Here is a 24463-nt window from a genome sequence, read left to right as displayed (position 1 = left end):
GTGAGAATGTCTGCGTGAGCGACATCGAGTACGTAGAGAACCCGGCCAGGCACCGCTACGAGATCCGCGACGGCGAGACGGTCGCCGGATTCGCGGTCTACCGGCTGCCCGACGACGAGCACATGGACTTCCTGCACACCGAGGTCGCGGAGGCCTACAACGGGCAGGGGCTCGCCTCGAAGCTGGTGGCGTTCGCGCTGGCCGACGTGAAGGCGAAGGGGAAGCGGATCATTCCGCACTGCCCCTACGTCGCGGGGTGGCTGAAGCGGCACGGCGAGGAGTACGCCGACATCACCGACTGGCCGGCCTGATCAGACCTCCGACGGCTTCCGCGGCTCCAGGCCGAGCTTGGCCAGCGGAGTGCGGGTCATGTGGGCCGAGGGCCAGGCCTGGCCTCGGGTCGAGGAGCCGCGGGAGTAGGGCCGCGCGCCCGACTGGTACGTCACGAAGAACTCGTCCCCGACCTCGGCGATGCCCTCGGCCAGGTTGGGGAGCCACTGCATGGCGCGGGGCCGGATCGTGACCCGGTCCTGCACGATCAGCTGGCTGCGCCGGCCCGGGCCACGGGAGACGCTGAAGACGTACTCCTCCTCGCGGACCACGACACCCTGGGTGCCGACCGGGGTGCGTACGCCGATCGGGGTCTTGATCTGCCAGGAGTCGTCCTTGCGGATGTACTTGTAGAGGCGGTTGTTCGCGTGCGACCCGACGAAGAGCAGGTCCTTCGTCGCCGCCAGATAGGAGCCCGCGGCGACCGCGACCAGCGGAGCCACCGTGGAGACGGTCGAGAGTGGTTCGGCGTGGACGATCTGGGTGAGCGAGTAGCGGTAGAGACGGGGCGGGTTCCCCTCGCGGCACACGTAGACCTCGTCGCCGATCACCGCGACACCGCCCGCGTTGACCGGGCCGCTCACGCTGCCCTTCGGGCCGCCCAGGTAGACCGCGTTGATGAGCTCGCCCGACGGCTTGTCGACCAGGGCCAGCGCGGAGCCGAGCTTGTCGCCGTAGTAGCCCTGCAGGAGCAGCTCGGTCTCGGGTGAGTAGGCCAGTCCCTGAGGGATCCAGCCGTGGTCCTCGTCCCCGATGAGCACCATCGAGGTGGCGATGTGCGGGATCAGCGGGCCCAGACTGCTGCCGCTGCGGCCCAGCCAGCTCTCGGTGCGGGCGATGCCGCGTTGGACCCACTTCTGCTGCCTGCGCGCCATCACCTCGGGGTCGATCACGAGCAAAAAATCTATCCGCTCCGACCCCCGTCGGCGGCCGCTTCGGGGTGCGAGTCCGACAACTGTCCACCAGACGGAACGGTCAAGCGACAGGTTCCATGTACCCGCCGGTATCCGAGGTGGCAGGATCTGCGGACATGACTGCGGACATTCAACGGCACGCCGACGTGATCGTGGTGGGAGCCGGCCTCGCCGGCCTGGCGGCAGCGGCTGAGGCCGCCGACGCGGGAAAGAGTGTTCTGCTCGTCGACCAGGAGCCCGAGCAGTCCCTGGGCGGCCAGGCCTTCTGGAGCCTCGGCGGACTCTTTCTCGTCGACAGCCCCGAGCAGCGCCGGATGGGGATCAAGGACTCACCCGAGCTGGCGCTCCAGGACTGGATGGGATCGGCTCAGTTCGACCGTGACGAGGACCTGTGGCCGCGGCGCTGGGCGGAGGCGTACCTCGACTTCGCCGCCGGTGAGAAGCGGTCCTGGCTGCACCAGATGGGCCACCGGATCTTCCCGGTCGTGGGCTGGGCCGAGCGGGGTGACGGTCGCGCCGACGGGCACGGCAACTCGGTGCCGCGCTTCCACATCACCTGGGGGACCGGGCCAGGTGTGGTCGAGCCGTTCGAGCGCCGGGTGCGCGCCCACGCCGACACCGGCCGGATCACCTTCGCCTTCCGGCACCGCGTGGATCATCTCGTGGTCGAGGACGGGGCGGTCGTCGGCGTACGCGGCAAGGTGCTCGAGCCCAGCGACATCGAGCGCGGGCAGGCGTCCTCCCGGACGGAGGTCGAGGACTTCGAGCTCGGCGGTCAGGCCGTGATCGTCACCTCCGGTGGCATCGGCGGAGACCATGACCTGGTCCGCAAGCACTGGCCGGCCCGCCTCGGCACCCCGCCCACGTCGATGGTCTCCGGCGTGCCCGCGCACGTCGACGGCCGGATGCTCGCCATCACGGGAGCGACCGGTGCCCGGATCATCAACGACGACCGGATGTGGCACTACGTCGAGGGCATCCGCAACTGGGACTCGATCTGGGCCAACCACGGCATCCGGATCCTCCCCGGTCCCTCGTCGCTGTGGCTGGACGCCACCGGCAAGCGGCTGCCGGCGCCGTTCTTCCCCGGCTTCGACACCCTCGGCACGCTCAAGCACCTGCGCCAGACCGGCTACGACTACTCCTGGTTCGTGCTGACCGAGAAGATCATCAAGAAGGAGTTCGCGCTCTCCGGCTCCGAACAGAACCCCGACCTCACCGCCAAGGACCTCAAGCTGCTCGCCGAGCGGGCCCGCAAGGGCCCCGGCCCGGTGAAGAAGTTCATGGAGCACGGCGAGGACTTCGTGGTCGCCGAGAACCTCACCGCCCTGGTCCACGGCATGAACGGCCTCGCCGAGAAGGACCCGACCGGCCCGCAGATCAACGAGAGCGAGCTGCGCCGGATCATCGAGGCCCGCGACCGTGAGATCGCCAACAACTTCACCAAGGACGCTCAGATCACGGCGCTGTACGCCGCCCGCCACTACCGCGGCGACAAGCTGCAGCGCACCGCCAGACCCCACCGGATCCTCGACCCCGAGGCCGGCCCGCTGATCGCGGTCAAGCTGCACATCCTCTCCCGCAAGACCCTCGGCGGGCTGGAGACCGACCTGTCGGGCCGCTGCCTGACCTCGGCCGGCACCCCGCTGCCCGGGCTCTACGCGGCCGGCGAGGTCTCCGGCTTCGGCGGCGGCGGGATGATGGGCTACAACGCGCTCGAGGGCACCTTCCTCGGCGGTTGCCTGTTCTCGGGACGTACGGCGGGCCGGGCCGCGGCGGCGGCGATCTGACTCATCCGGGGTCTGAGCGGAGCGGCCCCGAGCTCGTCGAGACCGCTCAGTGGGCGCCGGACAGGTTCAGGCCGACCACGCCCACGACGATCATCGCCAGGAAGCCGGCCTTGGCGGCGGTGAGGTGCTCGCCGAGGAACATCACGCCGATGCCCGCGACCAGGGCGGTGCCGAGGCCTGACCAGATGGCGTACGCCACCGAGACCGGCATCCACTCGACGACCACCGACAGCAGCCAGATCGACGCGCCGTAGCCCGCGAGGACGGCGATCGACCACGGCAGGTTGCGGAACCCCTCGGTGCGAGGGAGCAGCGCGGTGCTGGCGACCTCGATCGCGATCGCGACGACGAGCAGGGTGGCGGCGTACATGGGGGGTCCTCCTGAGGCGTGTGTAGCGACTGCTACATCAGACAGAAATGTAGCAGTCGCTACATGTTCGGCATAATGCTTTCCATGGACCGCAAGGAGGAGCTCCTCGAGCAGGTGGTCGAGCACGTGCACAAGCACGGGCTGATCGGCCTGACCCTGCGTCCGCTGGCGGCCGCGATCGGCACCAGCGACCGGATGCTGATCTACCATTTCGGCGGCCGCGACGAGCTCGTCGCCGCCGTGGTGGCGCGCACCAACGAGCTCTCCGTCGCGGCGGTCGCGGCGCTGGAGCCGGCTGAGGACGTACGCGCCGGGGTGGAGGCGCTGTGGCGGGCCTACCGCACCGACCCGCTGCACAGCTGCCTGCAGATCTACCTGCAGGCGGCCGCGACCGGACTGATCGGGATGGAGCCCTACCGCTCGGTCGTCCGGGAGACCAACGAGCTCTGGTACGCCGCGCTGCGCGACTACATCACCGCCTGTGGCGCCCCGCCCGACCGTGCCGGCCGGATCGTCACGCTCGTGGACTCCTCGCTGTTCGGGTTCCATCTCGATCTGGCCACCGACCGGCCCGACGAGCTCGCCGCGGGCGTGGCCGACCTCGCCGCGGCCGCCGGAGCGATCGCCTCAGCCTGAGACCAGTCGCAGCCTCCGCTCCGCGCGGCGCACGACGACCTGCTGGCCCCACGACAGTGCGAGCGTGTCGGTCTCGATGCCGTCGCCGAAGGCGACCAGGCGGTCGGACTCCACCTCGATCGTGAGGCAGTCACCTGTCTGCCCGGCATCCGCCAGCGTGCCCTCGGTCTGGGTCGTCCCGGTCGCCGGCGAAGGCCAGGCCTCCCGTACGAACCAGGCCAGCTCCGGGGCGGAAGGCGTGGGAAGCGTGAGCGTGCTGTGCCGCTCGACCCACGCCGACCGCGCCCAGCCGGTGGCGCCCGTCCCGGTCGCGACGATCAGACCGGAGGAGGCCTGCGACTCCGTCCGGCCGGCCACGGTGAGCCGGTAGCGGGCGGTCTGGTGGGTGGCCTGGCCGACGTACACCTCGTTCAGCGCGACCAGCGACTGGCCGTCGTCGGCGACCGCCTCGACCATGGTCCGCTCCTCGCACGTGCCGGTCGAGCGGATCAGGTCGGCGGCGGCGCGTGGCGTGTAGCGGACGAGCACGCCCGCGTTGCGGCCGGGCTCGGGGTCGATGCCGACCACCGGCTGCCCGTCGAGGTACTTCGCCACGTTGGCGACCAGGCCGTCCTGGCCGACCACGACCACGATGTCCTCGGGGCCGAACAGGAACCGGTCGAGGTCGCCCCGCTCGACCGACCCCTGCCGCCAGTCGAGCGGGATCGCGGCGCCGACCTGCGAGATCGCCGCCTTCAGTGCCTCGTGACGGCCCTGCACCTCGGCCAGGTCACGCCCTCGGGTGGAGAGGAAGAAGCCGACCTGGCCGAGGGTGCCGTGGCGGGCGACGAGCTCCTCCAGCTCGGTGGCCCGATGGACCAGCACCACGCGCGGGGCGACGCTCATGCCGCCTCCGCGCTCCGGGCGCCGAGCTTGGCGAGGACCGGCGCGAGCAGGTCCGGGGTGAGTGCCAGGTGCTCGATCTGGGGCAGGTTGGCGGCCAGCTCCTTGAGCGCGAGCCCGAGCAGGACCGCCTCCGGCAGGTCGCGGTAGGCGGCCAGGGCGGCGGCCTCGGCATCGGCCTTCGCCAGCCCGGTGGCCCGGGTGGCCTGGGCGTTCGCCTCGGCCAGCACCTGGGTGCGCTCGGCCTCGGCGGCGGTCGCGATCCGGGCGGCGGCGGCCTTCTCCTCGGCGCTGCGCCGGGCGTTGGCGCCCTGCTGGCCGACCAGCTGCTCCTCGCGGCGGGCGAGCTCGATCTTGTTCTGCAGCTCGTTCTCGGAGATGGCCCGTTCGCGCTCGACCGCCGTCGCGCGCCGTTCGTACGTCGCCTTGTCGGCGTCCGCCTGGACCCGCTCACGGGTCGGGGTGAGGAGCGCCTTCTCCACCTCGGGCTCGGGTCGCAGCGCGACGACCCGCACTCCCAGGATCGCGAGCCCGGTGGCGGTCAGCCGCTCGTCGCCACCCAGTCCGGCGGCGATCGCGTCGCGCACCGGTCCGACGCCGCCGGCGAGCACGTCCGCCAGGCTGCGCGCGGCGATCAGGTCCAGGGCGTACTGCTGCGCGGTCTCGGTCAGCAGGCCGGCGACCTGGTCGAGCGGGCTGCCGCGCCAGCGGCCGTTCTCGGGGTCGATGGAGAAGTCGATGCGGCCGGCGACCGCGGCCGGGTCGACGATCCGGAAGCTCACCGTGGCCTGCGTGGTCAGGTCCTGGAAGTCCGCGGTGCGCGCGTGGAAGAGCAGCGGCAGCTCGCGGTCGTCGACGGGCACCTCCGAGAGGACCGCGGAGAGCGGGCGGTACCAGAACGAGGCGCCGACGCCGCTGTGGCGGACGGTGCCGTTGTGCAGGTGCTGGACGTGGGTGGTGGTGCTCCCGCGCAGGTGGCGGAGGAAGGGGTAGCGGGCGATGTCGGCCATCTCGGACTCCGTGTCTGTTTCATCGGATTTATTAGCGTCACAATGACGATAAGGCGTGGCGCGCTTGTCGTCAAGATGACGATTGGTGCAAGGTTGGCCCCATGGAGCACCCCCCAGGCCAAGCGAGCACGTTCGCCGTCACCGTCGACCTCGTCGTGCTCACCGTCCGTGACGATGCGCTCTGCGCCCTGGTTGTACGCCGCGGCATCGAGCCCTTCGCCGGCGCCTGGGCACTTCCGGGCGGATTCGTCCTCGACGACGAGGGCCTGGAGGAGGCGGCGGCGCGCGAGCTCGCCGAGGAGACCGGCCTGCGGCCGGGGAGCGTGCACGTCGAGCAGCTCGCGACGTACGGCTCGCCCGGGCGGGACCCGCGGGCGCGGGTGGTGACGGTCGCCTATCTCGCGCTGGCACCCGACCTCCCGGTGCCCGCGGCGGGCTCGGACGCGGCCGACGCGCAGTGGTGCCGGGTCGACGCCCTGCTGGCCGGCGACGGCCTCGCTTTCGACCACGCGGAGATCCTCCGCGACGGCGTCGAGCGGGCCCGCTCCAAGCTGGAGTACTCGCCGCTGGGTGCGGCGTTCTGTGCCGAGGAGTTCACTGTCGCCGAGCTGCGCCGGGTCTACGAGATCGTCTGGGGCGAGCGGCTCGATCCCCGCAACTTCCACCGCAAGGTCACCAAGACCGAGGCGTTCCTCGAGCCCACCGGTGCGACGACGACCAGGGACGGCGGCCGCCCGGCGCAGCTCTTCCGCCGTGGCTCTGCCGAGCACCTGCACCCGCCGCTGCTGCGGCGTACGACCTGATGGTTGGTCACCGAAAGATCTCGGCCTGATCACGAACCGATAACGGCGGATCCGGTGTGTCGGACGGCACATCCGATGCGGCTTACGCGCGTTGGGTAACTAGACAACAACCACGGCATTGTTGTCCAGCGGACGCCGTGGCTCGGGACCGACCCCTGCATCGAACGCAACGTTTGAAAAGGTCGTTACAACGCCGAAACGCTGGTGCCAGCACCTGAAACCTCCGCTCGCTACGGTCCCCGGGACCTGTGCGTGAAACTCCTCGAAGGGAACTCGTTTCGATGTCTACCCCCGCCTCTCGGACCTCGCGACGTAAGTCAGTACAACTCCGGGCCGCCGCGGCCCTCCTGTCCGTCGTGGCCGCCACGACGCTGGCCGCCTGCGGCTCCGACTCCGAAGGCAGCAGCACCGAGGAGGGCTTCGGCACCATCTCGATGCAGTACTCGTGGATCAAGAACGAGGAGTTCGCCGGCGAGTTCTACGCCGAGGACAAGGGCTACTACAAGGAAGCCGGCTTCGACGCGGTCAACGGCATCTCGGGCCCCGACACCGGTGTCGCCAAGCTGCTCTCCGGGAAGGTCCAGGTCGCCATCAACGACGCCGCCTCCGTCGGCTCCGCGATCGCCGAGCAGGAGGCGCCGCTGAAGATCATCGGCGCGACCTTCCAGAAGAACCCGTTCACGATCCTGTCGCTGAAGGACGGCGGCAACATCGCGACGCCGGCTGACCTGGCGGGCAAGAAGATCGGTGTCCAGGACTCCAACGTCAACGTCTTCAAGGCGATCCTCGCGGCCAACGGCCTGGAGGAGAAGAAGGACGACATCACCGTCGTTCCGGTCGATTTCGACCCGACGCCGCTGATGGAGGGCCAGGTCGACGGCTTCATGGCCTACCTGACCAACGAGTCGATCACCGTCGAGCTCGCCGGCCACGAGGTCACCAACCTGCCCTACGCCGAGAACGGCGTGCCGTACGTCGCCGAGACCTACACCGTCACCGACCAGTACCTCGCCGAGAACCGCGACCTCCTCAAGGCGCTCCTGACCGCCGAGATCAAGGGCTGGACCGAGACCTTCAAGAACCCGTCCGACGACGTGGTCGAGGTCATCACGACCCACTACAACGAGGCGGCCAGCGACTCCGACGGCCTCGAGGCCAGCTTCGGCGAGCTCGACCCGGTCAAGACCAAGCGCGGTCTCGAGGAGTCGCAGAAGCTGATCTCGACCCCGGAGACCGAGAAGAACGGCCTGTTCACCATCTCCGAAGAGCTTCAGCAGCAGACCGTCGACTCGCTCGCCGCCGCCGGCTGGGAGGTCTCGGCCGAGGACCTGTTCGACACCTCGATCATCGACGAGATCTACGAGGAGAACCCCGAGCTGAAGGACTACCAGAAGTAGTCATGACCGACGACAAGCTCATGGATGCCGGGGCCGCCGAGGCGGAGACCACCGGTGGCACCGGCATCCTCATCTCAGGAATCAGCAAGGTCTTCGGCTCGGGGAACAAGGCCGTCACCGCGCTGAAGGACACCGAGCTCCACACCGACCAGGGCTCGTTCCTGGCGTTGCTGGGCCCCTCCGGCTGCGGCAAGTCGACGATCCTGCGGATCCTCGCCGGCCTGGAGACCCCGACGAGCGGGGAGGCGTACGTCGACGGGAAGGCGCCCGCCGACCTGAGGCGTGACTCCGAGCTGGGGATCGCGTTCCAGGACCACGCGCTGCTCCCGTGGCGCTCGGTGGTCGGCAACATCAAGCTCGTCTTCGAGGTCGCCGGGCGGCGCCCGGACATGGCCTACATCCACGAGCTGATCAAGCTCGTCGGGCTGGAGGGCTTCGAGAAGGCCCGTCCGGCGCAGCTCTCCGGCGGGATGCGGCAGCGCGTCTCGATCGCCCGGGCGCTCGCGCTCAAGCCGTCGGTCCTCCTGCTCGACGAGCCGTTCGGCGCTCTCGACGACATGACCCGGCAGAACCTCAACCTGGAGCTGCTCCGGATCTGGACCGAGAAGCCGGCGACCACCCTGCTGGTCACCCACGGCGTGAACGAGGCGATCTTCCTCTCCGACCGGGTCGCGGTGATGTCGCCGCGACCGGGGCGGATCAAGGAGATCATCGAGGTCGACCTGCCCCGGCCGCGTACGCCGGACATGATGCGTACGCCGGAGTTCCACGCGCTCGCCGACCGGGCCTCCGAGCTGCTCTTCGGTGACGACGGGCGCGCCGAGGCGGAGTCCTGATGCGGGTACCTGGCTGGCTCGCCGGGATCATCGGCGTGGTCACCCTGTTCGTGCTGTGGGCGGTCGTGGCCGTGGTCGGGTTCCCGCCCGATGCCGAAACCGGGTTCACACCGGTGCCGGCGCCGTGGACGGTCCTCTCCGAGATGGCGGCGGCCGGGCCGTCGGCGTTCTGGGACGGCGTACTCCGCGAGACGCTGATGGAGGCGTCGATCGGCTTCCTGTGGGGCAACCTGATCGCCCTGCTGCTGGCCTCGCTGGTGCTGCTGGTGCCGTGGCTGGAGCCGGTGATCATGCAGATCGCGGTGACGACGTACTGCCTGCCCGTGGTCGCCGTCGGCGGCATCTCGATCGTCGTCCTCGGCGGCGCCGAGCAGCCCGGTGACCCCTCGAAGACCTCCGTCTTCCTGGCCGCGCTGATGGTCTTCTTCACGACCGTCGTCGGGGCCGTGCTCGGGTTCAAGTCGGCCGACCGCGCCTCGCTCGACGTCGTCCGGGTCTACGGCGGCTCGGTGTGGACGCAGTTGGTGAAGGTACGCCTCGTCGCGGCCGTCCCGGCGATCCTCAACGCGCTGCAGATCGCGGTGCCGACCGCGATCCTGGGTGCCGTGCTCGGGGAGTATCTCGGCTCCACCGACCGTGGCGTCGGGCGCACGCTGATCGTGCTGCAGGGCAAGCCCGACCCGGAGCGGCTCTGGGCCGTCTTCCTGGTCTGCGCCCTGGTCGCCCTGGCCGGCTATCTGCTGCTGGGGCTGGTCTCGCGTCTGGTGACGCCGTGGGTCGCTGGGAGGTCCGGATGAGGTCGGGTGCCAAAGGTCTGTCGCGGGCGGTCCTGGGGCCGGTGCTGCACACCGTCGCCGCACTGGCGATCGTGGCCGTGCTCTGGCAGGCGTTCGTATCGTTCTCCAGCGTCTCCGAGTTCGTCGCGAAGGGACCGCTCGACGTCGTCGACCACCTCTTCACGGGCCCGGACGCGGCCGCCCACCGAGCGGAGCTGTTCCCGCTGACCTGGGTGACCTTGAAGGATGCCGGGCTCGGCTTCCTCGCCGGGATGGCCATCGCGATCGTGGCGGCGGTGCTGTTCAACCTGTCGCGTACGGTCGAGGCCGGCGTGATGCCGCTGGCCCTGCTGCTGCGCTCGATCCCGCTGGTCGCGATCGCCCCGGTGGTCATGCTGATCACCGGCCGCGCCTCGACCGCCTCGGTCGTGGTGCTCGGGATCATCGTGGTGCTGTTCCCGGCGCTGGCCGCCGTCCTGTTCGGGCTCTCCCAGGCCTCGCCCCAGTCGCTGGACCTGGTCGCCGTCTACGGCGGCTCGCGGCTCACCGCGATCCGGAAGGTCTCGTTGCCCGGCGCGCTCCCGTCGATCTTCGCCGCCGCCCGGGTCTCGGTGCCCGGCGCGGTGACCGGTGCGCTGCTCGCCGAGTGGCTCTCGACCGGCAACGGCATCGGCGGCAACATCCAGAAGTTCCCCGCCGCCGCCCGCTTCGACGACCTGTGGGCTGCCGTCGCGATCATCACCGTGGTCACGCTGGTGCTCTACAACCTCGTCCAGCTCCTCGAGTCGATCGCGCTCGAGCGGATGGGGATGACCCGCTAGCGCCGAATCTGTAGTTGTGGCGGCCGAATCTGTAGTTGTGGGCGACGAAACTCCACTTTCGTCGCCCACAACTCACTTCTCGGCTCGCCAGAAGTGCAGTTTCGGCCGGGGTCAGTAGTCGGTGCGGTCCTGCTTGGCCAGCCAGGCGTCGAAGGGGTCGTACGCCTGCGGGATCCGCAGCTCGTCGACCTTGGTCGGCCAGTCGTGGTGCTCGTTGGCGCGGCCGGTGCCGAACAGGTCGTAGAAGGCCCGGTCGTCGAACCCGCCCTTGGCCGCGTCGTCGCGGTCGGCCGCGTAGACGACGCGGTCCAGGCGCGCCCACAGGGCGGTCGCCAGACACATCGGGCAGGGCTCGCACGAGGTGTAGAGGGTGCAGCCGGCCAGCGAGAAGCTGTCGGCCTCCTTGCATGCGGAGCGGATCGCGACGATCTCGGCATGGGCACTGGGATCCAGGTCGCGCGTGACCCGGTTCTGGCCGGTGCCGAGCAGGATGCCGTCGCGCAGGATGATGGCGCCGAACGGGCCGCCGCCGTTGTTGACGTTGCGGACCGCCAGCGCGACCGCCTGCTCCAACCACATGGTGTCGGTCATGCCGATTCCCCCTCGCACAGGCCCGAGAATCGATGTCTCTACTGTCATTGTGCTCCCGTTGTCACTCGACCTCGTGGAGCCGATCGTAGGTGGCGCTGATCGCGGAAACGCGGTCGCGGCCGGCCCGTCCACGCTCATGGAGCACGCCGTCGGCGAGCACGCTCGCCAGCGACATCGGCGCCGCCAGGGAGTCGAAGGCCAGGTCACCTTGGACCGGGCACTCCAGCGCGATGTCGGCGCGGCCGAGATGGACCGTCCCGGTCGGGTCGGCGATCACGATGACCGTGCTCCCGGACGCCGCGGCGGCGTCGACGAACTCGCCGAAACCCGGCGGCCGGCGCCGGAGCCCGACCGCGACGACCGCCGATCCCTCACCGAGCTCGGCGAGCTCCTCGCCGATGACCTGGCCGGGGGCGGGCGCGAGGGTGACCCGCTCGCGCGTCTGGGTCAGCTGCTGGCGCAGGTGGAGCGCGACCGGGTAGGAGTTGCGCCAGCCCGCGACCATCACGGTGGTCGCTCCGGCGATGGCCTCGATGGCCTCGGTGATGCCGGGCTGCGTGACGGCCCGCGTGATCGCGGTCGCCTCGCCCTCGGCGTGCGCGCTCAGGTCGGGTGTGCCCTCGACCCGTCGCGGCTCACCAGCCGTACGCAGCCCGCGCAGGTGGTCGCGTACCTCGTCGAACCCGTCGAATCCCAGCGATCGGAAGAGCCGGCTCATCGTCGCCTTGGAGACCTCCGCGAGCGAGGCGAGCTCGGCCGCGCGGTAGGTCGCCAGGTCGTCGAGGTGCTCCAGGAGCGTGTCGGCGGCCTTGCGCTCCTGGGGTGAGAGCGTCTGATAGCTCGCGGCGATCCGCCGGTCGATCCGCTGGTCCGCCCGAGTCGTGCTCATGCTCATGACCAGCTCACGCGAAGCCGGGGACGGAGGCCCAGGCGTCCGGCTCGGTCGACCCGTCGCGCTGCAGCGTCGCCTCGATGAGCCCGTAGGGACGGTCGGCGGCGAAGAACACCTCGTTCGGGTTCTCCAGGTCGAAGGGGGAGAGGTCGACGAGGAAGTGGTGCTTGTTGGGGCAGGAGATCTTGAACTCCGCGATCCCCTCGAAGGCCTCCATCACCGCCCTGCCCATCTCGTAGATGGTCTGCTGCAGCGCGAGGGAGTGCACCTCGGCGAAGGTGTCGAGCATGATCGTGCGGATCCGCTCGTAGGCAGCGTTCCAGTCCTCCGGGTGGGTCTCCCAGCGCCACCACGCGGTGACCTCGGTCGCCAGGATGCGGTCGGTGGTCTCGGCCAGGGTGGTGTAGCGGTCGCGCGGGAAGCCGTGGAACTCCGACCCGGTCGACTTGAGCACCACCAGGTCGCTCAGGCCGGACAGGACGAACGTCCGTCCCTCGAAGCGGTTGACCACCGCCGTACGGGTCTCCTGCCCGCGCCGGGCGAACGAGAAATCGTTCGCCGGGATGCGGTCCCAGGCATAGGACTCCGCCTTCATCACCGACCCGGTGACCCACGGCTGCGCGGCCCAGTGGGCGGTGAGGTCGAGCAGGAACGCCTCGGGCGAGGTGATGCCGACCTCCTTGGCCTTCGCGTAGACCACGTTCTTCTGGGTGTCGGTGGCGTGCACGTGCACGTTGTCGCCCTCGGTGAAGGCGGTCGCGAAGTCGCCCCGGAGCTGGGTGGACACGTTCAGGTCGTGGATGGTGTGCCGCGGGCCCTCCCGGTCGACCTTGACCAGACGTACCTCCGCCTTGCCGTGCTGGTTGGGGCCAAGAGTGATCGACATCAGCTTCCTCGATAGGTCGTGTAGGAGAACGGGCTGAGCAGGAGGGCGACGTGGTGGTGCTCGCCGGCGGTGACGGTGAACGCGATGCTCACCTCGGGGAAGAAGGTCTCGCGGTCCTGCTCGGCGAACCAGGGTCCGGTCGTGAACGTCAGCGTGTGCGGCCCGGGTGGCACCTCGCCCTCGAACCGGACCCGGCCGTCGGCGTCGGTGGTCGCGGTGCGCGCGCTGTCGTCGGGGAGGATGAGGATCACGGCGAGCCCGGCGGCGGGCCGGCCGAGAGCGGCGTCGAGGACGTGCGTGGAGACGGTGGTCATGCGATCAAGCCTCGCAGCCGGAGCAACGCGATCTCGGCGAGCTGAGCCCTGGTCACCGCGATTTCGGTAGCCGCGTCGTTCTCCAGCCGCTCCTCGAGCAGCGCGAGCATCTCCTCGGCGCTCCGACCCGCGGCCCGGACCAGGTAGATCCGTCCGAACCGCTCCTCGTAGGCCGCGTTGCCCGCTCTCAGCCGGGCCTGCACCTCGACGTCGGCCGGGTCGACCCCGGCCTGCTCGCGAGCGGAGAACGCCGCGCTCTCGCCGTCGCCGGCGTGCCGCTCACCGATCCGGGGGTGGTCGGCCAGCGCCCCTTCGACCTCCTCGTCGGTCCAGGCCGCGGCCAGCCGTTCCGCGGTCGCGAGCAGGTCGCGGACGTCCGCGTACGGACGTCCCGCGGTCAGTCCGGTTGCCCACGAGGGGATCGCGACACACGGCGCGACCAACCTCTCCGCCTCGTCAGCGGGCAGGGCATGGAAGTCGGCGAGCGTCGTCACCAGGACAGCCTATGAAACAAGCGTTTCGGCGCCCGAAACGCAGGTTGCCTCCGTGTAACGCCCGGGCGGCTACTCGGCCAGCCGCTGGGCCAGCGCGAGAAGGTCGCGGTCGCGGCAGGGGGCCGCGACCAGGCAGAGACCGGCGGGCAGGTTCGTCGGGGTGCGCACCGGGATCGAGACGGCGGGGAGACCGGCGATACCGGCGATGCAGGTGAGCCGCAGGGTGTCGTCGCGGACGCCGGCGGCATCGGCCGCGGTCGGTGCAACCGTCGAGGCGCTGGGGTAGGCGAGGACCCGGTCGCCGACGACGTCGAGGATCTCGGCGCGGGCCTGGGAGAGGACGGCGCGCGCCTCGTCGGCCTGCTTCCGGGTCACCGTCCGGGCCATCTCGAAGCGCCCGCGCACCGCTTCGCCCAGCGTGTCCAGCCTGGTCTCGAGCCAGGCGCCGTGCGCCTGCCAGGCCTGGTAGGCCTGCCCGATGACGAACGCCTGGCGCCACTCGTCCAGCCTGGCGGGCTCCCAGGCCAGCGGCTTGGCCTCGGGCAGGGCCTCGCTCACCGCGGTGGCGACGTCCTCCGCGGCGAGCGCGACCAGCGACGGCACCAGGTGGATCTCGTCCACTGAGGTCGGCGTCGACGGCGGAGCCTCGGGCAGCAGTACGTCGCCCACCGCCTGCAGCAGGAACGCCGATCGCGTCATCCACCCGACGCTGTCGAAGGCCTTGGCGAGCGGGATCACGCCCTCGCGTGAGACGGCCCCGTGGGACGTACGGATGCCGTAGAGGCCCTGGTAGGCGGCCGGCACCCGGATCGAGCCGCCGGTGTCGGTCCCGAGTCCGATCGAGGCCTGGCCTAGCGCGACCGCGGTGGCCGATCCGGACGAGGAGCCGCCGGGGATCCGGTCGGGCGCCTTCGGGTTCGGCGGCGCTCCGTAGTGGGCGTTGAGCCCGGAGAGCGAGTAGGCGAACTCCTCGGTGCGCGCGATCCCGCGGATCGATGCCCCCGCGTCCAGCAGCGAGGCCACCGCGGCGGCATGGGACGAGGCGACGGGCGCCTGCTCCAGCCACGCCGGGCTTCCGGCGCCGACCGCGAAGCCGGCGACCGCGAAGAGGTCCTTGACCGCCACGGTCTCGCCCGAGAGCGCGCCGTCGGCGGTGTGCGAGGAGACCAGCGGGTCGCCGACGATGCGCCAGATCCGGCTGTCGAAGGCGGGCGCGGGCACGGAAACGTGGGCGGCGGTGACCTGCCAGCCGCCGTACTCGATCCGCACCGGATCCCGTGCCCACAGCTGCGTCTGCAGCCCGCGTCCGCCGCGGTCCAGCTCGGTCACCGCGACGATCAGCGCGTGGTCCTCGTCGATCACCTGCACGTGGGTCTGCACGATGCGCCGCTTCGGTGCGCCGCCACGCGACCCGCGGAAGGCCGCGATCTGCTCGTGGCCGACGAGGAGTCCGGCGGCGTCGGCGTGCAGCGTCGTGGGGGAGTCGGCGAAGAGTGCGTCCAGAGCGGCGACGTCGTCGGACATCAGCGCGCTCTCGTACGCTCGGAAGGCCTGCAGCAGCCCGTGCGGGACAGGCTTGAGCTCAGTCATAGGTGAAGTCTGCCCTGATCCGGTCAGAGCACCAGGGAGAACCCCAGCAACACTCCGATCACCAGCAGGGCCCCGGCGAGGATGAACCCCGCGGAGAACGCCGGCAGCGGTCGTCGCTCCCGCATCGCGCGCTCGACCCGTGCCCAACGGACCATCGCGAAGACCGTGCACAGGATCGCGGTGAGGACCAGCACGGCGATCACCCCGACGCGTACGCCCTCCGTGGTGGGCACCTGGAACGATTGCAGAGCGACCGCACCGGCCAGCAGGCCGAGCACGGTGCGGGCCCACGCCAGGAACGTACGCTCGTTGGCCAGCGTGAACCGGGGATCCGGCTCGGAGCCGTGGTCGTAGACCCAGTGCGGGTGTCGGGGGTCGGTCATGCCCCCATCGTCCACCACATCGGGTACCGATCTAGATTATTACCCATGGGTAATAGGGAACAGGCCGAGTTCGATCGCGACATCGCGGTCCGCAGGACCGACGACACGACGTACGCAGCCGAGCTCGCCCCCGGGTGGGTGGTCGGCGGCGGGGTCAACGGCGGCTACCTGCTCGCGGTCATCGCCAACGCGCTGCGGGCGCACCTGCCGAGCCATCCGGACCCGATCGTGCTGAGCGCGTTCTACGCCAGCGCGAGCACCCCGGGACCGGCCGAGGTCCGGATCGAGACCAAGCGCGACAAGGGCTCGCTGGCCATCGCGACCGCCGAGCTGTGGCAGGGCGAGGACCTGCGGATCACCACCACGGCGACGTACGCGGACCTCGACGGTCTCCACGCCAAGAGCAGCGGCTTCGAGCGGGTCACCGCGACCGAGCCGGAGCTGCCGCCGTTGGAGGAGTGCCTCTCCTCGACCACGGCGCCCGAGGAGGTCAAGGAGTTCGTGCCGATGCTGGACCGCTACGAGCTCTGCGTGCCGAAGGAGCAGTTCGTCTGGGGCGGTGCGGCGCCGACCGGCGAGGCCGTCTTCACGGGCTGGTTCCGGCACCACGACCGCGAGCCCGACCCGCTCTCGCTGCTGCAGGTGCTCGATGCGCTCCCGCCGGTGACCTTCGGGCTCGAGCTGCCGGGCTGGGCACCGACCCTGGAGCTCACCTGCCACATCCGGCACAAGCCTGCTCCGGGCTGGCTCAAGGTCACCCACTTCTCGCGCAACCTCTCCGGCGGCATGTTCGAGGAGGACTGCGAGATCTGGGACTCGGCGGGCAGGCTGGTCGCGCAGGCGCGTCAGCTGGCCCGGCTGCCGCGCGCCTGAGGTCTCAGCGCGGGGCGGTCACATCGGGGCGCAGCGGTCCTTGCCGCCGTACGCGTCCCAGTGCCACGCCTCGGCGGAGTACTGCTTCAGCCCGACGCTCAGCGCCGTCTTGTTGAGGAACCTCCACACCGCGCTGGACGGCTCGGAGGCCCGCGTCGCGCAGGTCTTGCCGCCGGTCACGCTCGGCTGCTCGAAGTCGATGGCGATGCCGAGCTGGTGGGAGGAGTAGCCGGGCTGTGCGGTCAGCGTGTAGTCGCCGGCCGGACAGCCGCCGGTGGCGTCCTCCTGGCACAGCGCCTTCTGCTTCTTCATCGTCCGGAACGAGCTGCTCGCCACGAGGTCGACGCCCTGCTTCGCGGCCTTCTTGACCAGCGCCGCCGCGGCGCCGGAGATGCGCGCGTTGACCACGGTCAAGCCGTCGGCGCCGTCGATGTAGTAGGCGTCGCCCTTGGTGCTCTCGGTGCCGGTGTTGGGCAGCCCCTCCACCGCGCACAGCCGCACCGGGATCAGCTTGCCCGCGTCGTAGCCCTCGCCCTCACCGAGATCCTTCGTGCCCGGCGCGCAGACGAGCCCGGTCGAGTCGGTGCGTACGTCGCCCACCGGCCTCGTCGGCGCCGCGACCTCGAGCAGCTTGCCCTCGGTGGCACCCGAGGCGCGCTGCTCGTGAGCCTTCACGGCCAGGTCGGCGAGATGGCCGGTGACGCCGCCCGCCTCGGTGTCGGTCTGGGGGGATCCCGGTGCCGACTTCGGGACGTCGTCGGGGCAGGTCGTGACCGACTCGCTGAGCGGCTTCTGGGTGCCGGCCGCCAGGGTGATGGTCGCGCACACGACGGTGGTGTGGTCGCGCTTGGCGTAGGTGTCCTGCCAGGTCCGGTAGCCCGCGACCGTGAACGTGTTGCCGGCAGGGTCGGCCTGCAGCGTACGCAGCCTCAGGCCCTCGCCGTAGGCGCCCGGCTGCTCGAGCCAGGTGCCGATGTCGTCCGCGGTCACCTCCCAGCCGACGCTGCGCAGCGACGCCACCGCCACCGAAAGGTCGCTGCCGACGCCGGCGAGGTCGTCGGTCGTGGTCTGCTCCCACTTCTGCAGTTGCTCGTAGAAGTCGTACGCCCCGTAGCCGCCGACCCCGACCAGCGCGAGCACCAGCAACCCGACGAGCACCTTCGGCCAGCGGCGCTTCTTCGGCGGTTCGGGCCCGAACCGGCCGGGTCCGAAGCCGCGGGGGTAGCCCGGCGGCTGCTGGCCCGCGTAGGGCTGCTCGGGATAGGGCTGCTCGGGATAGGGCTGCTCGGGATAGGGCTGCTCGGGATAGGGCTGCTCGGGATAGGGCTGCTCGGGGTAGGGGTTCTCTGGATAGTGCTGTTCCGGGTACGGCTGCTGGCCGTAGGGCTGCTGCTCCGGCGGATAGGGCCTCTGCTGGGCCGGCGGGAAGCGCCGCTCCTGCTCCGGGTAGGGCCGCTGCCCCGGAAAACGCTGCTCGCCCGGGTAGGGCTGCCCCGGACGAGGCTGGTGCTGCCCCGGATGAGGCCGCTGCTGACCGGGATGCGGCTGCTGGTGCGGCTGCTGGTGCTGACCGGGATGCGGCTGCTGCTGTCGTCCGGGCTGTGTCTGTGGCCGTTGGGGCTGCCGCGGACCCGGGTAGGGCTGCTGTCCCGGGGAGGGCGGGCGAGGCTCGCCGGGCCGGCGCGGCGGCCACTGCTGATCGCTCATGACGGGGCCCCGGACGGGGGCAGGCAGGCGATGAGCGGACGACGGCGGGGCACGGCGTTGCAGCGTACCCAAGAGAACCCACTTTCCGGGTGTCTAGGGAACAATCTCACACGTGAACAGCCCCAAGACCGTAGTGGCCGCGGCGATCCTCAGCGCCGACGGCAAGCAGGTGCTGGCCGCGAGGCGTACGTCTCCGCCCACGGCCGCCGGACGCTGGGAGCTCCCCGGCGGGAAGATCGAGGAGGGGGAGACCCCCGAGGCGGCCCTCGTCCGGGAGATCGGCGAGGAGCTCGGCTGTCTGATCGAGGTGCTCGACTGGATGCAGGGCGAAGCGCCCATCGGCGAGAGCCACCGGTTGATCGCCGCCACGGCCCGGGTGGTCGCGGGGGAGCCGCGACCGCGTGAGCACGACCAGGTCCTCTGGCTGGCGGCCGAGGACCTCGACTCGGTCGACTGGCTGGAGCCCGACCGCCCGTTCCTCGATGCGCTCCGCCACGTGCTCGGAGTGCCCGAGGAATCCACCCTGCGCGGCATCTTCTTCGAGGAGGAGGACGCCCGGACCGCCGCGGCGACCCTCGAGCGCGAGGGCTGGACGGCCCGGGTCGGCCGCGAGCGCTACCAGGGCGAGGACGACGACGAGGACCACCCGTGGTCGGTGGAGACCGATGCCCCGGAGATGGTCCTGGAGCTGCTGGTCGACGAGTACGACGGCTGGCTCGACATCCCCGAGGAGGCGCCGGACGACTCGATCGCCCCCGAACCCGTCGAGCTCCCTGACAACCCGAAGCGGATCAAGCGGCCCGACCTGGGGCTTTGAGCGGCCCGACCTAGGATCGGATGCGTGACTTCTGAGAAGAGCCTGCTGCTCGTCCACGCCCACCCCGACGACGAGACGATCGCGACGGGGGCGACGATGGCGAAGTATCTCGCCGAGGGTGCTCGCGTCACCCTGGTGACCTGCACCGCCGGTGAGATGGGCGAGATCCTGGTGCCCGACCTGGCACACCTCGCCGCCGACCGGGACGACGCCCTGGGCGAGCACCGCCGCGGTGAGATCGAGAACGCGATGGCGGCCCTCAGGGCGCCCGACGGCGGCGAGGTCGACCACCGCTGGCTGGGTGGCTTCGGCAACTACCGCGACTCGGGGATGACCTGGAGCGAGGACCGCACCCACGCGCTGCCCGATCCCGACGCCCGCGAGAACGCCTTCTGGTACGCCGACCTCACCGAGGCCGCCGACCACCTCGTCACGATCATCCGCGAGGTGCGTCCGCAGGTGCTGGTCACCTACGACGAGTTCGGCAACTACGGCCACCCCGACCACATCCAGGCCCACCGGGTCGCGACGTACGCCGCCCATCTCGCCGCCGTCCCGACCTACAAGAAGGAGCTCGGCGAGGCCCACGAGATCGACCGGATCTTCTGGACCGCGCTCGCGGAGAGCTGGCTGCGGGAGGGTCTGCGGGCGGCCCGGGCATCGGGGGACGCGGAAGCCCTCGGCGGGATGGATCCCGAGGGCCCGCTGCCGATGGCCACCCCCGACGTCGACATCGCCGCCGCGATCGACGGCACCGCCTACGCCGACCAGAAGGTCGCCGCGATGCGCGCCTACCCCACCCAGATGGACATGGAGCAGGGCATGTTCGCGATGACCAACAGCCTCGGCACGACCGCCTGGTCCCACGAGCACTTCCGGATCGCCAAGGGGCGGGTCGAAGGGGACAGCCTGACCGACCTCTTCGCCGGGTTGTGAGACTGCTCGGCGGCGGGCTGGCCGGACTGCTCCTCGGTGTCGTCATCGGGGTGGCGGCGGTCGCCGTCCATCCGTGGTGGTGGGGCCTGCTGCTCGCGGTGGCGGCGTCCTCGGCCGCCCTGCTGGCTCTCCCGCGCGGCGCCTGGCGGATCGCGTACGCAGCGGCCTGGGCGATCGTCGTCGCCCTGGCCGCTACCCCGAGGCCGGCGGGCGGGTACGCCGTCGCGGGCGACCTCGCGGGATACCTGATGATCCTCTGGGCCGTACTGATGATCGTGGTGGCGACCGCGACCGTCTCGACGGCCGCCTCACAGGCCGAACGGGCCCATCCCGGAAAGTGACGAACGTCCCAAGATGGGCTACGGGTTCGGCCTAGGGGGGTATAGGTCCTAGGCTCTCCCGCATGTCCCATGAGCCCGAGGCCTTCAAGGCCCCCGAGCCCGCGAAGCGAACTGACGCGGCCGGGTCCACCGCCAGCCAGACTGGCGCGGACGATGCTGCCATCGAGACGATCATGATCCCGCAGATCGAGATCGACGCCCGGGTTGCCGAGTCCACCGGTGCCAAGCCGGTGGCCAACGTGCCCGATGACGAGCCCGACGGCGCGACCAGGATCGTCGCCCCCGGGATGGACTTCGACGACGACGTCGCCGAGGAGACCCTGCTGCGGAGCACGATGCTGCGCTCGGAGCTGCCGAAGCGAGCGGAGCTGCCGAAGGAGGACAACTTCCTGTTCGTCTCGAAGAACCGGAAGTTCGCCCCCGAACCGGACGCCGCCGACGCCGCTCCCGACCTGGCTGACGATGCGGCCACCGAGGTCGCGTTCGACAGGCAGGACCGCGACGTCCCCGACTATGACGACGAGCCGCTCGAGGCGACCGTCATGGGCGTCGGGCCGTTCGTCGTGAACGAGCCGGCCCCCGCCGACCACTTCGAGCCCGCGTTCGAGCAGCCCGCCTTCGAGCAGCCCGCCTTCGAGCAGCCCGACTACGCCCAGCCGATCCCGGCCGAGGGCAAGCACCTCGGCACCGGTGCCAAGGTCGCCGTCGCGGTCGCGGGCGGCTTCGCCATCCTGGCCTTCGCCGGCTGGGCCGCTGCGTACGCCGTGGCCGGGGACAAGATCTCCGAGGGCACCACGGTCGCCGGTGTGGACATCGGTGGCATGACGGCAGCTGACGCGACGCCGCTGCTCAACGAGAAGTTCGCCGCGGCCCACAGCCAGCCGATCATGGTGACCGCGGGCGAGAGCACCACCGAGGTCAACCCGGCCGAGGCGGGCCTGAGCTTCGACGCCGAGGCGACGATCGAGAAGGCCAACGCCGGACACAGCTGGAGCCCGGTGAAGCTGTGGAAGCACTTCACCGGCGGCGGCGAGATCGAGCCCGTCATCAAGTCCGACGACAAGCTGATCGCCAAGGTCGCCGCGAAGGTGAACAAGCGCGCCGGCACCCCCTTCAAGGACGGCGACGTCGTCATCAAGAAGGGCAAGATCAAGACCACCCAGCCGGTGGCCGGCGAGGGCGTCGGCGACGACGCGCTCCGCACCGCGCTCGCCGGCCAGCTGCTGGTCGAGGGTGACCGCAAGGCCGACGTAGCTCTCGAGGAGCTCACCCCGGACGTCGACGAGGCCGACGTCCAGGAGGCGGTCGAGAAGGTCGCCACCCCGGCGGTCTCCGGGCCGATCACGCTGAAGTTCGAGAAGACCCCGGTGGAGCTGGCTCCGAAGGAGTTCGGCGACGCGATCCGGTTCGACCCGAAGGACGGCGAGCTGCAGGCGGCGGTCGCGCCGAGCAAGCTCAAGAAGGTGCTCAAGAAGGCCCTCGCCGACGACGCCGCGAAGCCGGTCGACGCGACCGTCGAGATGGTCAACGGCGCCCCGAAGGTCATCCCCGCCAAGCCGGGCGTCACCTTCAACCAGAAGGACCTGGAGGCGGTCTTCCTCGACGTCGTCACGGCGCCCGCTGGGGAGCGCACCGTCGAGGTGAAGTCGAAGGTCGCCAAGCCGAAGGTCACCACCGAGGAGGCCAAGTCCTGGGGCATCAAGGAGAAGGTCTCGACCTTCACCACCAACTTCCCCTACGCCGAATACCGCAACGTCAACATCGGCCGCGCCGCCGAGCTGGTCAACGGCACCGTGCTCGCGCCGGGGGACACCTTCTCGATGAACGGCATCGTCGGCGAGCGCACCGCCGCGAACGGGTTCACCAAGGGCTGGATGATCCAGAACGGCGTCTTCCGCGAGGACTACGGCGGCGGCGTCTCGCAGATGGCGACGACCACGTTCAACGCGATGTTCTTCGCCGGCCTCCAGGACGTCGAGCACAAGGCGCACTCGCTCTACATCGACCGCTACCCGATCGGCCGCGAGGCGACCGTCGCCTGGCCGACGCTCGACCTGAAGTTCAAGAACAACACCAAGTACGGCGTGCTCATCCGCTCCTGGGTCAACCCCGCGAGCGGCAGCAGCCAGGGCTCGGTGACCGTCGAGATGTGGTCCACCAAGATCTGGGACATCAAGGCCCGCACCGGTGAGCGCTACGACTTCAAGTCGCCCGGCAAGCAGAAGATCACCGACGGCAACTGCGAGAACACCGTCGGCGCCCCGGGCTTCTCGATCAACGTCTGGCGCGACTTCTACAACGCCGCATCCGGTGCGAAGGTCGACACCCAGACCTTCAAGACCACCTACATCCCGCAGGACGAGGTCGAGTGCACCGACGAGTCGGAGAAGCCGCCGCCCCCGGCCGACCCCAACTGACACACCCGCTGGTGGAGCCGCCGGAGCCGCTAGGCGGAGGCGTGTCGAGACCAACACGGTCGCTGACTGTGTTGGTCTCGACACGCTCGCTGGCGCGAGGGTCTGAACGAAGTGGCCCTCGACCGACGACTATGGGGTCAGGCGGTGCAGGTCCCTGGGGAACAGGGTGACCTCGCGGATGTTGGCGGCTTCGACGAGGCGTGCGACCCACCGCTCCAGGCCCAGCGCGAAGCCACCGTGGGGTGGCATCCCGTGCGCGAAGGCCTGCAGATACGAGGCGTACGCCGTCGGCTCCTCGCCGCGCCCCCGGATCGCGGCTTCGTAGTCGGTGAGCCGGTGCAGTCGCTGGCCACCGGTCACCAGTTCCAGGCCACGGAAGAGCAGGTCGAAGCTGTTGCTCCCGTCCCCTGTTGGTCGAGCCTGTCGAGACCACGGATGGGTGTAGAACGGCCGCTTCCGCATCGGGTAGCCCTCGACGGCCAAGAAGTCGGAGCCGTACGCCTCCTGAGCCCATGCCCCGAGCGCACGCTCGTGCTCGGGGGCGAGGTCGGGCTCGTCCCCGGGCGCCCCGACCAGCTTCAGCGCGTCGGCGAAGTGGATGACCGGTATCTCCTCGGGCACGACGGGCAGCTTCAGGTCGAGCCGCTCGACCGCCCCGGCCGCGTACGTCTCGATTTCCCTCCGCATCCCGGCGACCACATCCCGGAGAACGGCGAGCACATCCCGGTGGTCGCGGATGAAGCCGAGCTCGACGTCGAGGCTGACGTACTCGGCGAGGTGTCGCACCGTGTCGTGCGGCTCGGCGCGGAAGACCGGCCCGACCTCGTAGACCCGTTCGAAGACTCCGACCAGCTGCTGCTTGTAGAACTGCGGCGACTGGGCGAGGTAGGCCGGCCGCCCGAAGTAGTCGATCTCGAAGACGTTGGCGCCCGACTCGGTCACCGAGTCGACGATCTTGGGGGAGTGGACCTCGGTGAACCCGGCGGCGTCGAGGGTCTCGCGGAAGCCGCGCAGGGACGCTGCGGCCAGCTCCCATCGTGCACGGACCGCGGGGTGGCGCCATGCCACCGGTGCATGGTCGAGCAGCGTCGGCAGCGCGGCCGCGAGCTCGGGGCGCCACAGCTCGACCGGCGGGGTGAGAGCCGGTTCGGAGAGCGTCGTGACGGCCGGTGAGGTGACCTCGACACCTCCGGGAGCCTGTGGGTCGAGGGTGGCGATTCCGATCACCTCGACCGGCGTCTCCTCGGGTGGTGCCTGCTGCCCGTCGGCCGGTCTGATGACCACCTGCGCCAGGCCGCTGCGGTCACGCAGCACCAGGAACGTCACGGCGGCGAGCTCGCGACGACGGTGCACGTGACCACACAGCCGGACGGTGGTGCCGGGTGCGGCCGTGGCGAGGTGGGCGGCGAGCGTACGGTCTATCGGTTTCATCATTCCTCCAGGTGGCGAGGCCCTGGAGGTGTGGGCGGGGGCTAGGTCGCGGTGCCACCACACCTTCGCTGATGCGTCATCAGCCTCTCGTCGATACGCCGGACGCGCGGGCGCCGCCGTGCCACGTGGGCAGAGGGTCGTCACTCCTCGGCGGTGCCGCTGACGAGCGTAGATGTCACGCCTGGCCGCTCGCCAACGGGTTTCGGGTCGTGACGCCGATCACATC

At 70.5% G+C, this 24463-nt stretch carries 26 protein-coding genes; 13 read left to right on the top strand and 13 right to left on the bottom strand.

Annotated features, from left to right (window positions below):
- Positions 1-14 precede the first annotated feature (14 nt).
- Positions 15-311, top strand: a complete 297-nt coding sequence (locus tag OG984_RS13320) for a GNAT family N-acetyltransferase (protein WP_328532032.1) — start codon at positions 15-17, stop codon at positions 309-311.
- On the opposite strand, the gene OG984_RS13315 is transcribed toward OG984_RS13320, so the two are convergent.
- Complete coding sequence (locus tag OG984_RS13315; protein ID WP_328532031.1) at positions 312-1223, bottom strand: hypothetical protein; 912 nt, start codon at positions 1221-1223, stop codon at positions 312-314.
- Positions 1224-1360: 137 nt separating this feature from the next.
- Between OG984_RS13315 and OG984_RS13310 the strand changes: the two genes are divergently transcribed.
- The gene (locus OG984_RS13310) at positions 1361-3034 is read left to right on the top strand and encodes an FAD-binding dehydrogenase (protein WP_328532030.1); all 1674 of its coding nucleotides are present in this window, start codon (positions 1361-1363) and stop codon (positions 3032-3034) included.
- Between the two features lie 46 nt (positions 3035-3080).
- Here the strand turns inward: OG984_RS13310 and OG984_RS13305 are convergent, their stop codons facing one another.
- Positions 3081-3404, bottom strand: coding sequence for a DMT family transporter (locus OG984_RS13305; RefSeq protein WP_328532029.1), 324 nt, complete (start codon positions 3402-3404; stop codon positions 3081-3083).
- Positions 3405-3488: 84 nt separating this feature from the next.
- On the opposite strand from OG984_RS13305, the gene OG984_RS13300 reads away from it, so the two are divergent.
- On the top strand, positions 3489-4040 hold the full coding sequence (locus OG984_RS13300; protein ID WP_328532028.1) for a TetR/AcrR family transcriptional regulator: 552 nt from the start codon (positions 3489-3491) through the stop codon (positions 4038-4040).
- Here the strand turns inward: OG984_RS13300 and OG984_RS13295 are convergent.
- Both OG984_RS13295 and OG984_RS13290 read right to left on the bottom strand, forming a co-directional pair.
- Positions 4032-4925, bottom strand: a complete 894-nt coding sequence (locus tag OG984_RS13295) for a hypothetical protein (RefSeq protein WP_328532027.1) — start codon at positions 4923-4925, stop codon at positions 4032-4034. The two genes, OG984_RS13300 and OG984_RS13295, sit on opposite strands and share 9 nt — an antisense overlap.
- Positions 4922-5932 (bottom strand): SPFH domain-containing protein, encoded by a 1011-nt coding sequence (locus OG984_RS13290; RefSeq protein ID WP_328532026.1) that lies wholly within the window; start codon positions 5930-5932, stop codon positions 4922-4924. The genes OG984_RS13295 and OG984_RS13290 overlap by 4 nt, the downstream gene beginning before the upstream one ends.
- Positions 5933-6033: 101 nt before the next feature.
- Between OG984_RS13290 and OG984_RS13285 the strand changes: the two genes are divergently transcribed.
- From OG984_RS13285 to OG984_RS13265, 5 genes are all read left to right on the top strand, one after another.
- Complete coding sequence (locus OG984_RS13285; RefSeq protein WP_328532025.1) at positions 6034-6735, top strand: NUDIX hydrolase; 702 nt, start codon at positions 6034-6036, stop codon at positions 6733-6735.
- 356 nt (positions 6736-7091) lie between these two features.
- Positions 7092-8132, top strand: coding sequence for an ABC transporter substrate-binding protein (locus OG984_RS13280; RefSeq protein WP_328532024.1), 1041 nt, complete (start codon positions 7092-7094; stop codon positions 8130-8132).
- 2 nt (positions 8133-8134) lie between these two features.
- The gene (locus tag OG984_RS13275) at positions 8135-8968 is read left to right on the top strand and encodes an ABC transporter ATP-binding protein (protein WP_328532023.1); all 834 of its coding nucleotides are present in this window, start codon (positions 8135-8137) and stop codon (positions 8966-8968) included.
- Complete coding sequence (locus tag OG984_RS13270) at positions 8968-9765, top strand: ABC transporter permease (protein ID WP_328532022.1); 798 nt, start codon at positions 8968-8970, stop codon at positions 9763-9765. The genes OG984_RS13275 and OG984_RS13270 overlap by 1 nt, the downstream gene beginning before the upstream one ends.
- Positions 9762-10565, top strand: coding sequence for an ABC transporter permease (locus OG984_RS13265; protein WP_328532021.1), 804 nt, complete (start codon positions 9762-9764; stop codon positions 10563-10565). Before OG984_RS13270 ends, OG984_RS13265 begins: the two co-directional genes overlap by 4 nt.
- A gap of 111 nt (positions 10566-10676) precedes the next feature.
- On the opposite strand, the gene OG984_RS13260 is transcribed toward OG984_RS13265, so the two are convergent.
- The 7 genes from OG984_RS13260 to OG984_RS13230 form a co-directional block, all read right to left on the bottom strand.
- Entirely contained in the window at positions 10677-11156 is a 480-nt protein-coding gene (locus OG984_RS13260; protein WP_045551128.1) for a nucleoside deaminase, read from the bottom strand.
- A gap of 61 nt (positions 11157-11217) precedes the next feature.
- On the bottom strand, positions 11218-12045 hold the full coding sequence (locus OG984_RS13255) for a MurR/RpiR family transcriptional regulator (RefSeq protein ID WP_328532020.1): 828 nt from the start codon (positions 12043-12045) through the stop codon (positions 11218-11220).
- A 13-nt stretch (positions 12046-12058) separates the two neighbouring features.
- Positions 12059-12934 (bottom strand): factor-independent urate hydroxylase, encoded by an 876-nt coding sequence (pucL, locus tag OG984_RS13250; RefSeq protein WP_328532019.1) that lies wholly within the window; start codon positions 12932-12934, stop codon positions 12059-12061.
- The gene (uraH, locus tag OG984_RS13245) at positions 12934-13248 is read right to left on the bottom strand and encodes a hydroxyisourate hydrolase (RefSeq protein WP_328532018.1); all 315 of its coding nucleotides are present in this window, start codon (positions 13246-13248) and stop codon (positions 12934-12936) included. The genes pucL and uraH overlap by 1 nt, the downstream gene beginning before the upstream one ends.
- A complete protein-coding gene (gene uraD, locus OG984_RS13240; RefSeq protein ID WP_328532017.1) occupies positions 13245-13742 on the bottom strand; it encodes a 2-oxo-4-hydroxy-4-carboxy-5-ureidoimidazoline decarboxylase in 498 nt (165 codons plus the stop codon). The genes uraH and uraD overlap by 4 nt, the downstream gene beginning before the upstream one ends.
- A gap of 69 nt (positions 13743-13811) precedes the next feature.
- Positions 13812-15332: an AtzH-like domain-containing protein gene (locus OG984_RS13235; protein ID WP_328532016.1), complete on the bottom strand. Its 1521-nt coding sequence runs from the start codon at positions 15330-15332 to the stop codon at positions 13812-13814.
- Positions 15333-15355: 23 nt separating this feature from the next.
- Positions 15356-15715 carry a YidH family protein gene (locus tag OG984_RS13230; protein WP_328532015.1) on the bottom strand — a complete coding sequence of 120 codons (360 nt, stop codon included), beginning with the start codon at positions 15713-15715 and terminating at the stop codon, positions 15356-15358.
- Positions 15716-15760: 45 nt separating this feature from the next.
- Between OG984_RS13230 and OG984_RS13225 the strand changes: the two genes are divergently transcribed.
- Positions 15761-16588: a thioesterase family protein gene (locus OG984_RS13225; protein ID WP_328532014.1), complete on the top strand. Its 828-nt coding sequence runs from the start codon at positions 15761-15763 to the stop codon at positions 16586-16588.
- Positions 16589-16606: 18 nt separating this feature from the next.
- Here the strand turns inward: OG984_RS13225 and OG984_RS13220 are convergent, their stop codons facing one another.
- Positions 16607-18295 carry a D-alanyl-D-alanine carboxypeptidase family protein gene (locus tag OG984_RS13220; RefSeq protein ID WP_328532013.1) on the bottom strand — a complete coding sequence of 563 codons (1689 nt, stop codon included), beginning with the start codon at positions 18293-18295 and terminating at the stop codon, positions 16607-16609.
- A gap of 112 nt (positions 18296-18407) precedes the next feature.
- Here OG984_RS13220 and OG984_RS13215 point away from each other — a divergent pair, with 112 nt between their 5' ends.
- The 4 genes from OG984_RS13215 to OG984_RS13200 all read left to right on the top strand — a co-directional run bounded on the left by OG984_RS13215 (position 18408) and on the right by OG984_RS13200 (position 22806).
- Positions 18408-19112 (top strand): (deoxy)nucleoside triphosphate pyrophosphohydrolase, encoded by a 705-nt coding sequence (locus tag OG984_RS13215; protein WP_328532012.1) that lies wholly within the window; start codon positions 18408-18410, stop codon positions 19110-19112.
- Positions 19113-19136: 24 nt separating this feature from the next.
- Positions 19137-20048: an N-acetyl-1-D-myo-inositol-2-amino-2-deoxy-alpha-D-glucopyranoside deacetylase gene (mshB, locus tag OG984_RS13210; RefSeq protein ID WP_328532011.1), complete on the top strand. Its 912-nt coding sequence runs from the start codon at positions 19137-19139 to the stop codon at positions 20046-20048.
- Positions 20045-20389 carry a hypothetical protein gene (locus OG984_RS13205; protein WP_328532010.1) on the top strand — a complete coding sequence of 115 codons (345 nt, stop codon included), beginning with the start codon at positions 20045-20047 and terminating at the stop codon, positions 20387-20389. The genes mshB and OG984_RS13205 overlap by 4 nt, the downstream gene beginning before the upstream one ends.
- Positions 20390-20451: 62 nt before the next feature.
- Positions 20452-22806 (top strand): VanW family protein, encoded by a 2355-nt coding sequence (locus tag OG984_RS13200; protein ID WP_328532009.1) that lies wholly within the window; start codon positions 20452-20454, stop codon positions 22804-22806.
- Positions 22807-22935: 129 nt separating this feature from the next.
- Here OG984_RS13200 and aspS read toward each other — a convergent pair whose 3' ends face one another.
- Positions 22936-24237 carry an aspartate--tRNA(Asn) ligase gene (aspS, locus tag OG984_RS13195; protein WP_328532008.1) on the bottom strand — a complete coding sequence of 434 codons (1302 nt, stop codon included), beginning with the start codon at positions 24235-24237 and terminating at the stop codon, positions 22936-22938.
- Between the last annotated feature and the right edge of the window lie 226 nt (positions 24238-24463).

Source organism: Nocardioides sp. NBC_00368 (assembly GCF_036090055.1).
In the GTDB taxonomy this organism is placed as follows: domain Bacteria; phylum Actinomycetota; class Actinomycetes; order Propionibacteriales; family Nocardioidaceae; genus Nocardioides.
Note: the sequence above shows the minus strand (reverse complement) of the source record. Positions and strands in the feature narration are given on the sequence as shown.

Excerpts from the sequence above, each read along its gene's own strand:
- aspS (WP_328532008.1), bottom strand. The coding sequence starts at position 24,237 with ATGAAACCGATAGACCGTACGCTCGCCGCCCACCTCGCCACGGCCGCA.
- OG984_RS13255 (WP_328532020.1), bottom strand. The coding sequence starts at position 12,045 with ATGAGCACGACTCGGGCGGACCAGCGGATCGACCGGCGGATCGCCGCG.
- pucL (WP_328532019.1), bottom strand. The coding sequence starts at position 12,934 with ATGTCGATCACTCTTGGCCCCAACCAGCACGGCAAGGCGGAGGTACGT.
- OG984_RS13260 (WP_045551128.1), bottom strand. The coding sequence starts at position 11,156 with ATGACCGACACCATGTGGTTGGAGCAGGCGGTCGCGCTGGCGGTCCGC.
- OG984_RS13230 (WP_328532015.1), bottom strand. The coding sequence starts at position 15,715 with ATGACCGACCCCCGACACCCGCACTGGGTCTACGACCACGGCTCCGAG.
- OG984_RS13220 (WP_328532013.1), bottom strand. The coding sequence starts at position 18,295 with ATGAGCGATCAGCAGTGGCCGCCGCGCCGGCCCGGCGAGCCTCGCCCG.
- OG984_RS13235 (WP_328532016.1), bottom strand. The coding sequence starts at position 15,332 with ATGACTGAGCTCAAGCCTGTCCCGCACGGGCTGCTGCAGGCCTTCCGA.
- OG984_RS13305 (WP_328532029.1), bottom strand. The coding sequence starts at position 3,404 with ATGTACGCCGCCACCCTGCTCGTCGTCGCGATCGCGATCGAGGTCGCC.
- OG984_RS13270 (WP_328532022.1), top strand. The coding sequence starts at position 8,968 with ATGCGGGTACCTGGCTGGCTCGCCGGGATCATCGGCGTGGTCACCCTG.
- OG984_RS13310 (WP_328532030.1), top strand. The coding sequence starts at position 1,361 with ATGACTGCGGACATTCAACGGCACGCCGACGTGATCGTGGTGGGAGCC.
- OG984_RS13290 (WP_328532026.1), bottom strand. The coding sequence starts at position 5,932 with ATGGCCGACATCGCCCGCTACCCCTTCCTCCGCCACCTGCGCGGGAGC.
- OG984_RS13265 (WP_328532021.1), top strand. The coding sequence starts at position 9,762 with ATGAGGTCGGGTGCCAAAGGTCTGTCGCGGGCGGTCCTGGGGCCGGTG.
- OG984_RS13200 (WP_328532009.1), top strand. The coding sequence starts at position 20,452 with ATGTCCCATGAGCCCGAGGCCTTCAAGGCCCCCGAGCCCGCGAAGCGA.
- OG984_RS13285 (WP_328532025.1), top strand. The coding sequence starts at position 6,034 with ATGGAGCACCCCCCAGGCCAAGCGAGCACGTTCGCCGTCACCGTCGAC.
- OG984_RS13275 (WP_328532023.1), top strand. The coding sequence starts at position 8,135 with ATGACCGACGACAAGCTCATGGATGCCGGGGCCGCCGAGGCGGAGACC.
- OG984_RS13300 (WP_328532028.1), top strand. The coding sequence starts at position 3,489 with ATGGACCGCAAGGAGGAGCTCCTCGAGCAGGTGGTCGAGCACGTGCAC.
- OG984_RS13295 (WP_328532027.1), bottom strand. The coding sequence starts at position 4,925 with ATGAGCGTCGCCCCGCGCGTGGTGCTGGTCCATCGGGCCACCGAGCTG.
- OG984_RS13225 (WP_328532014.1), top strand. The coding sequence starts at position 15,761 with ATGGGTAATAGGGAACAGGCCGAGTTCGATCGCGACATCGCGGTCCGC.
- uraH (WP_328532018.1), bottom strand. The coding sequence starts at position 13,248 with ATGACCACCGTCTCCACGCACGTCCTCGACGCCGCTCTCGGCCGGCCC.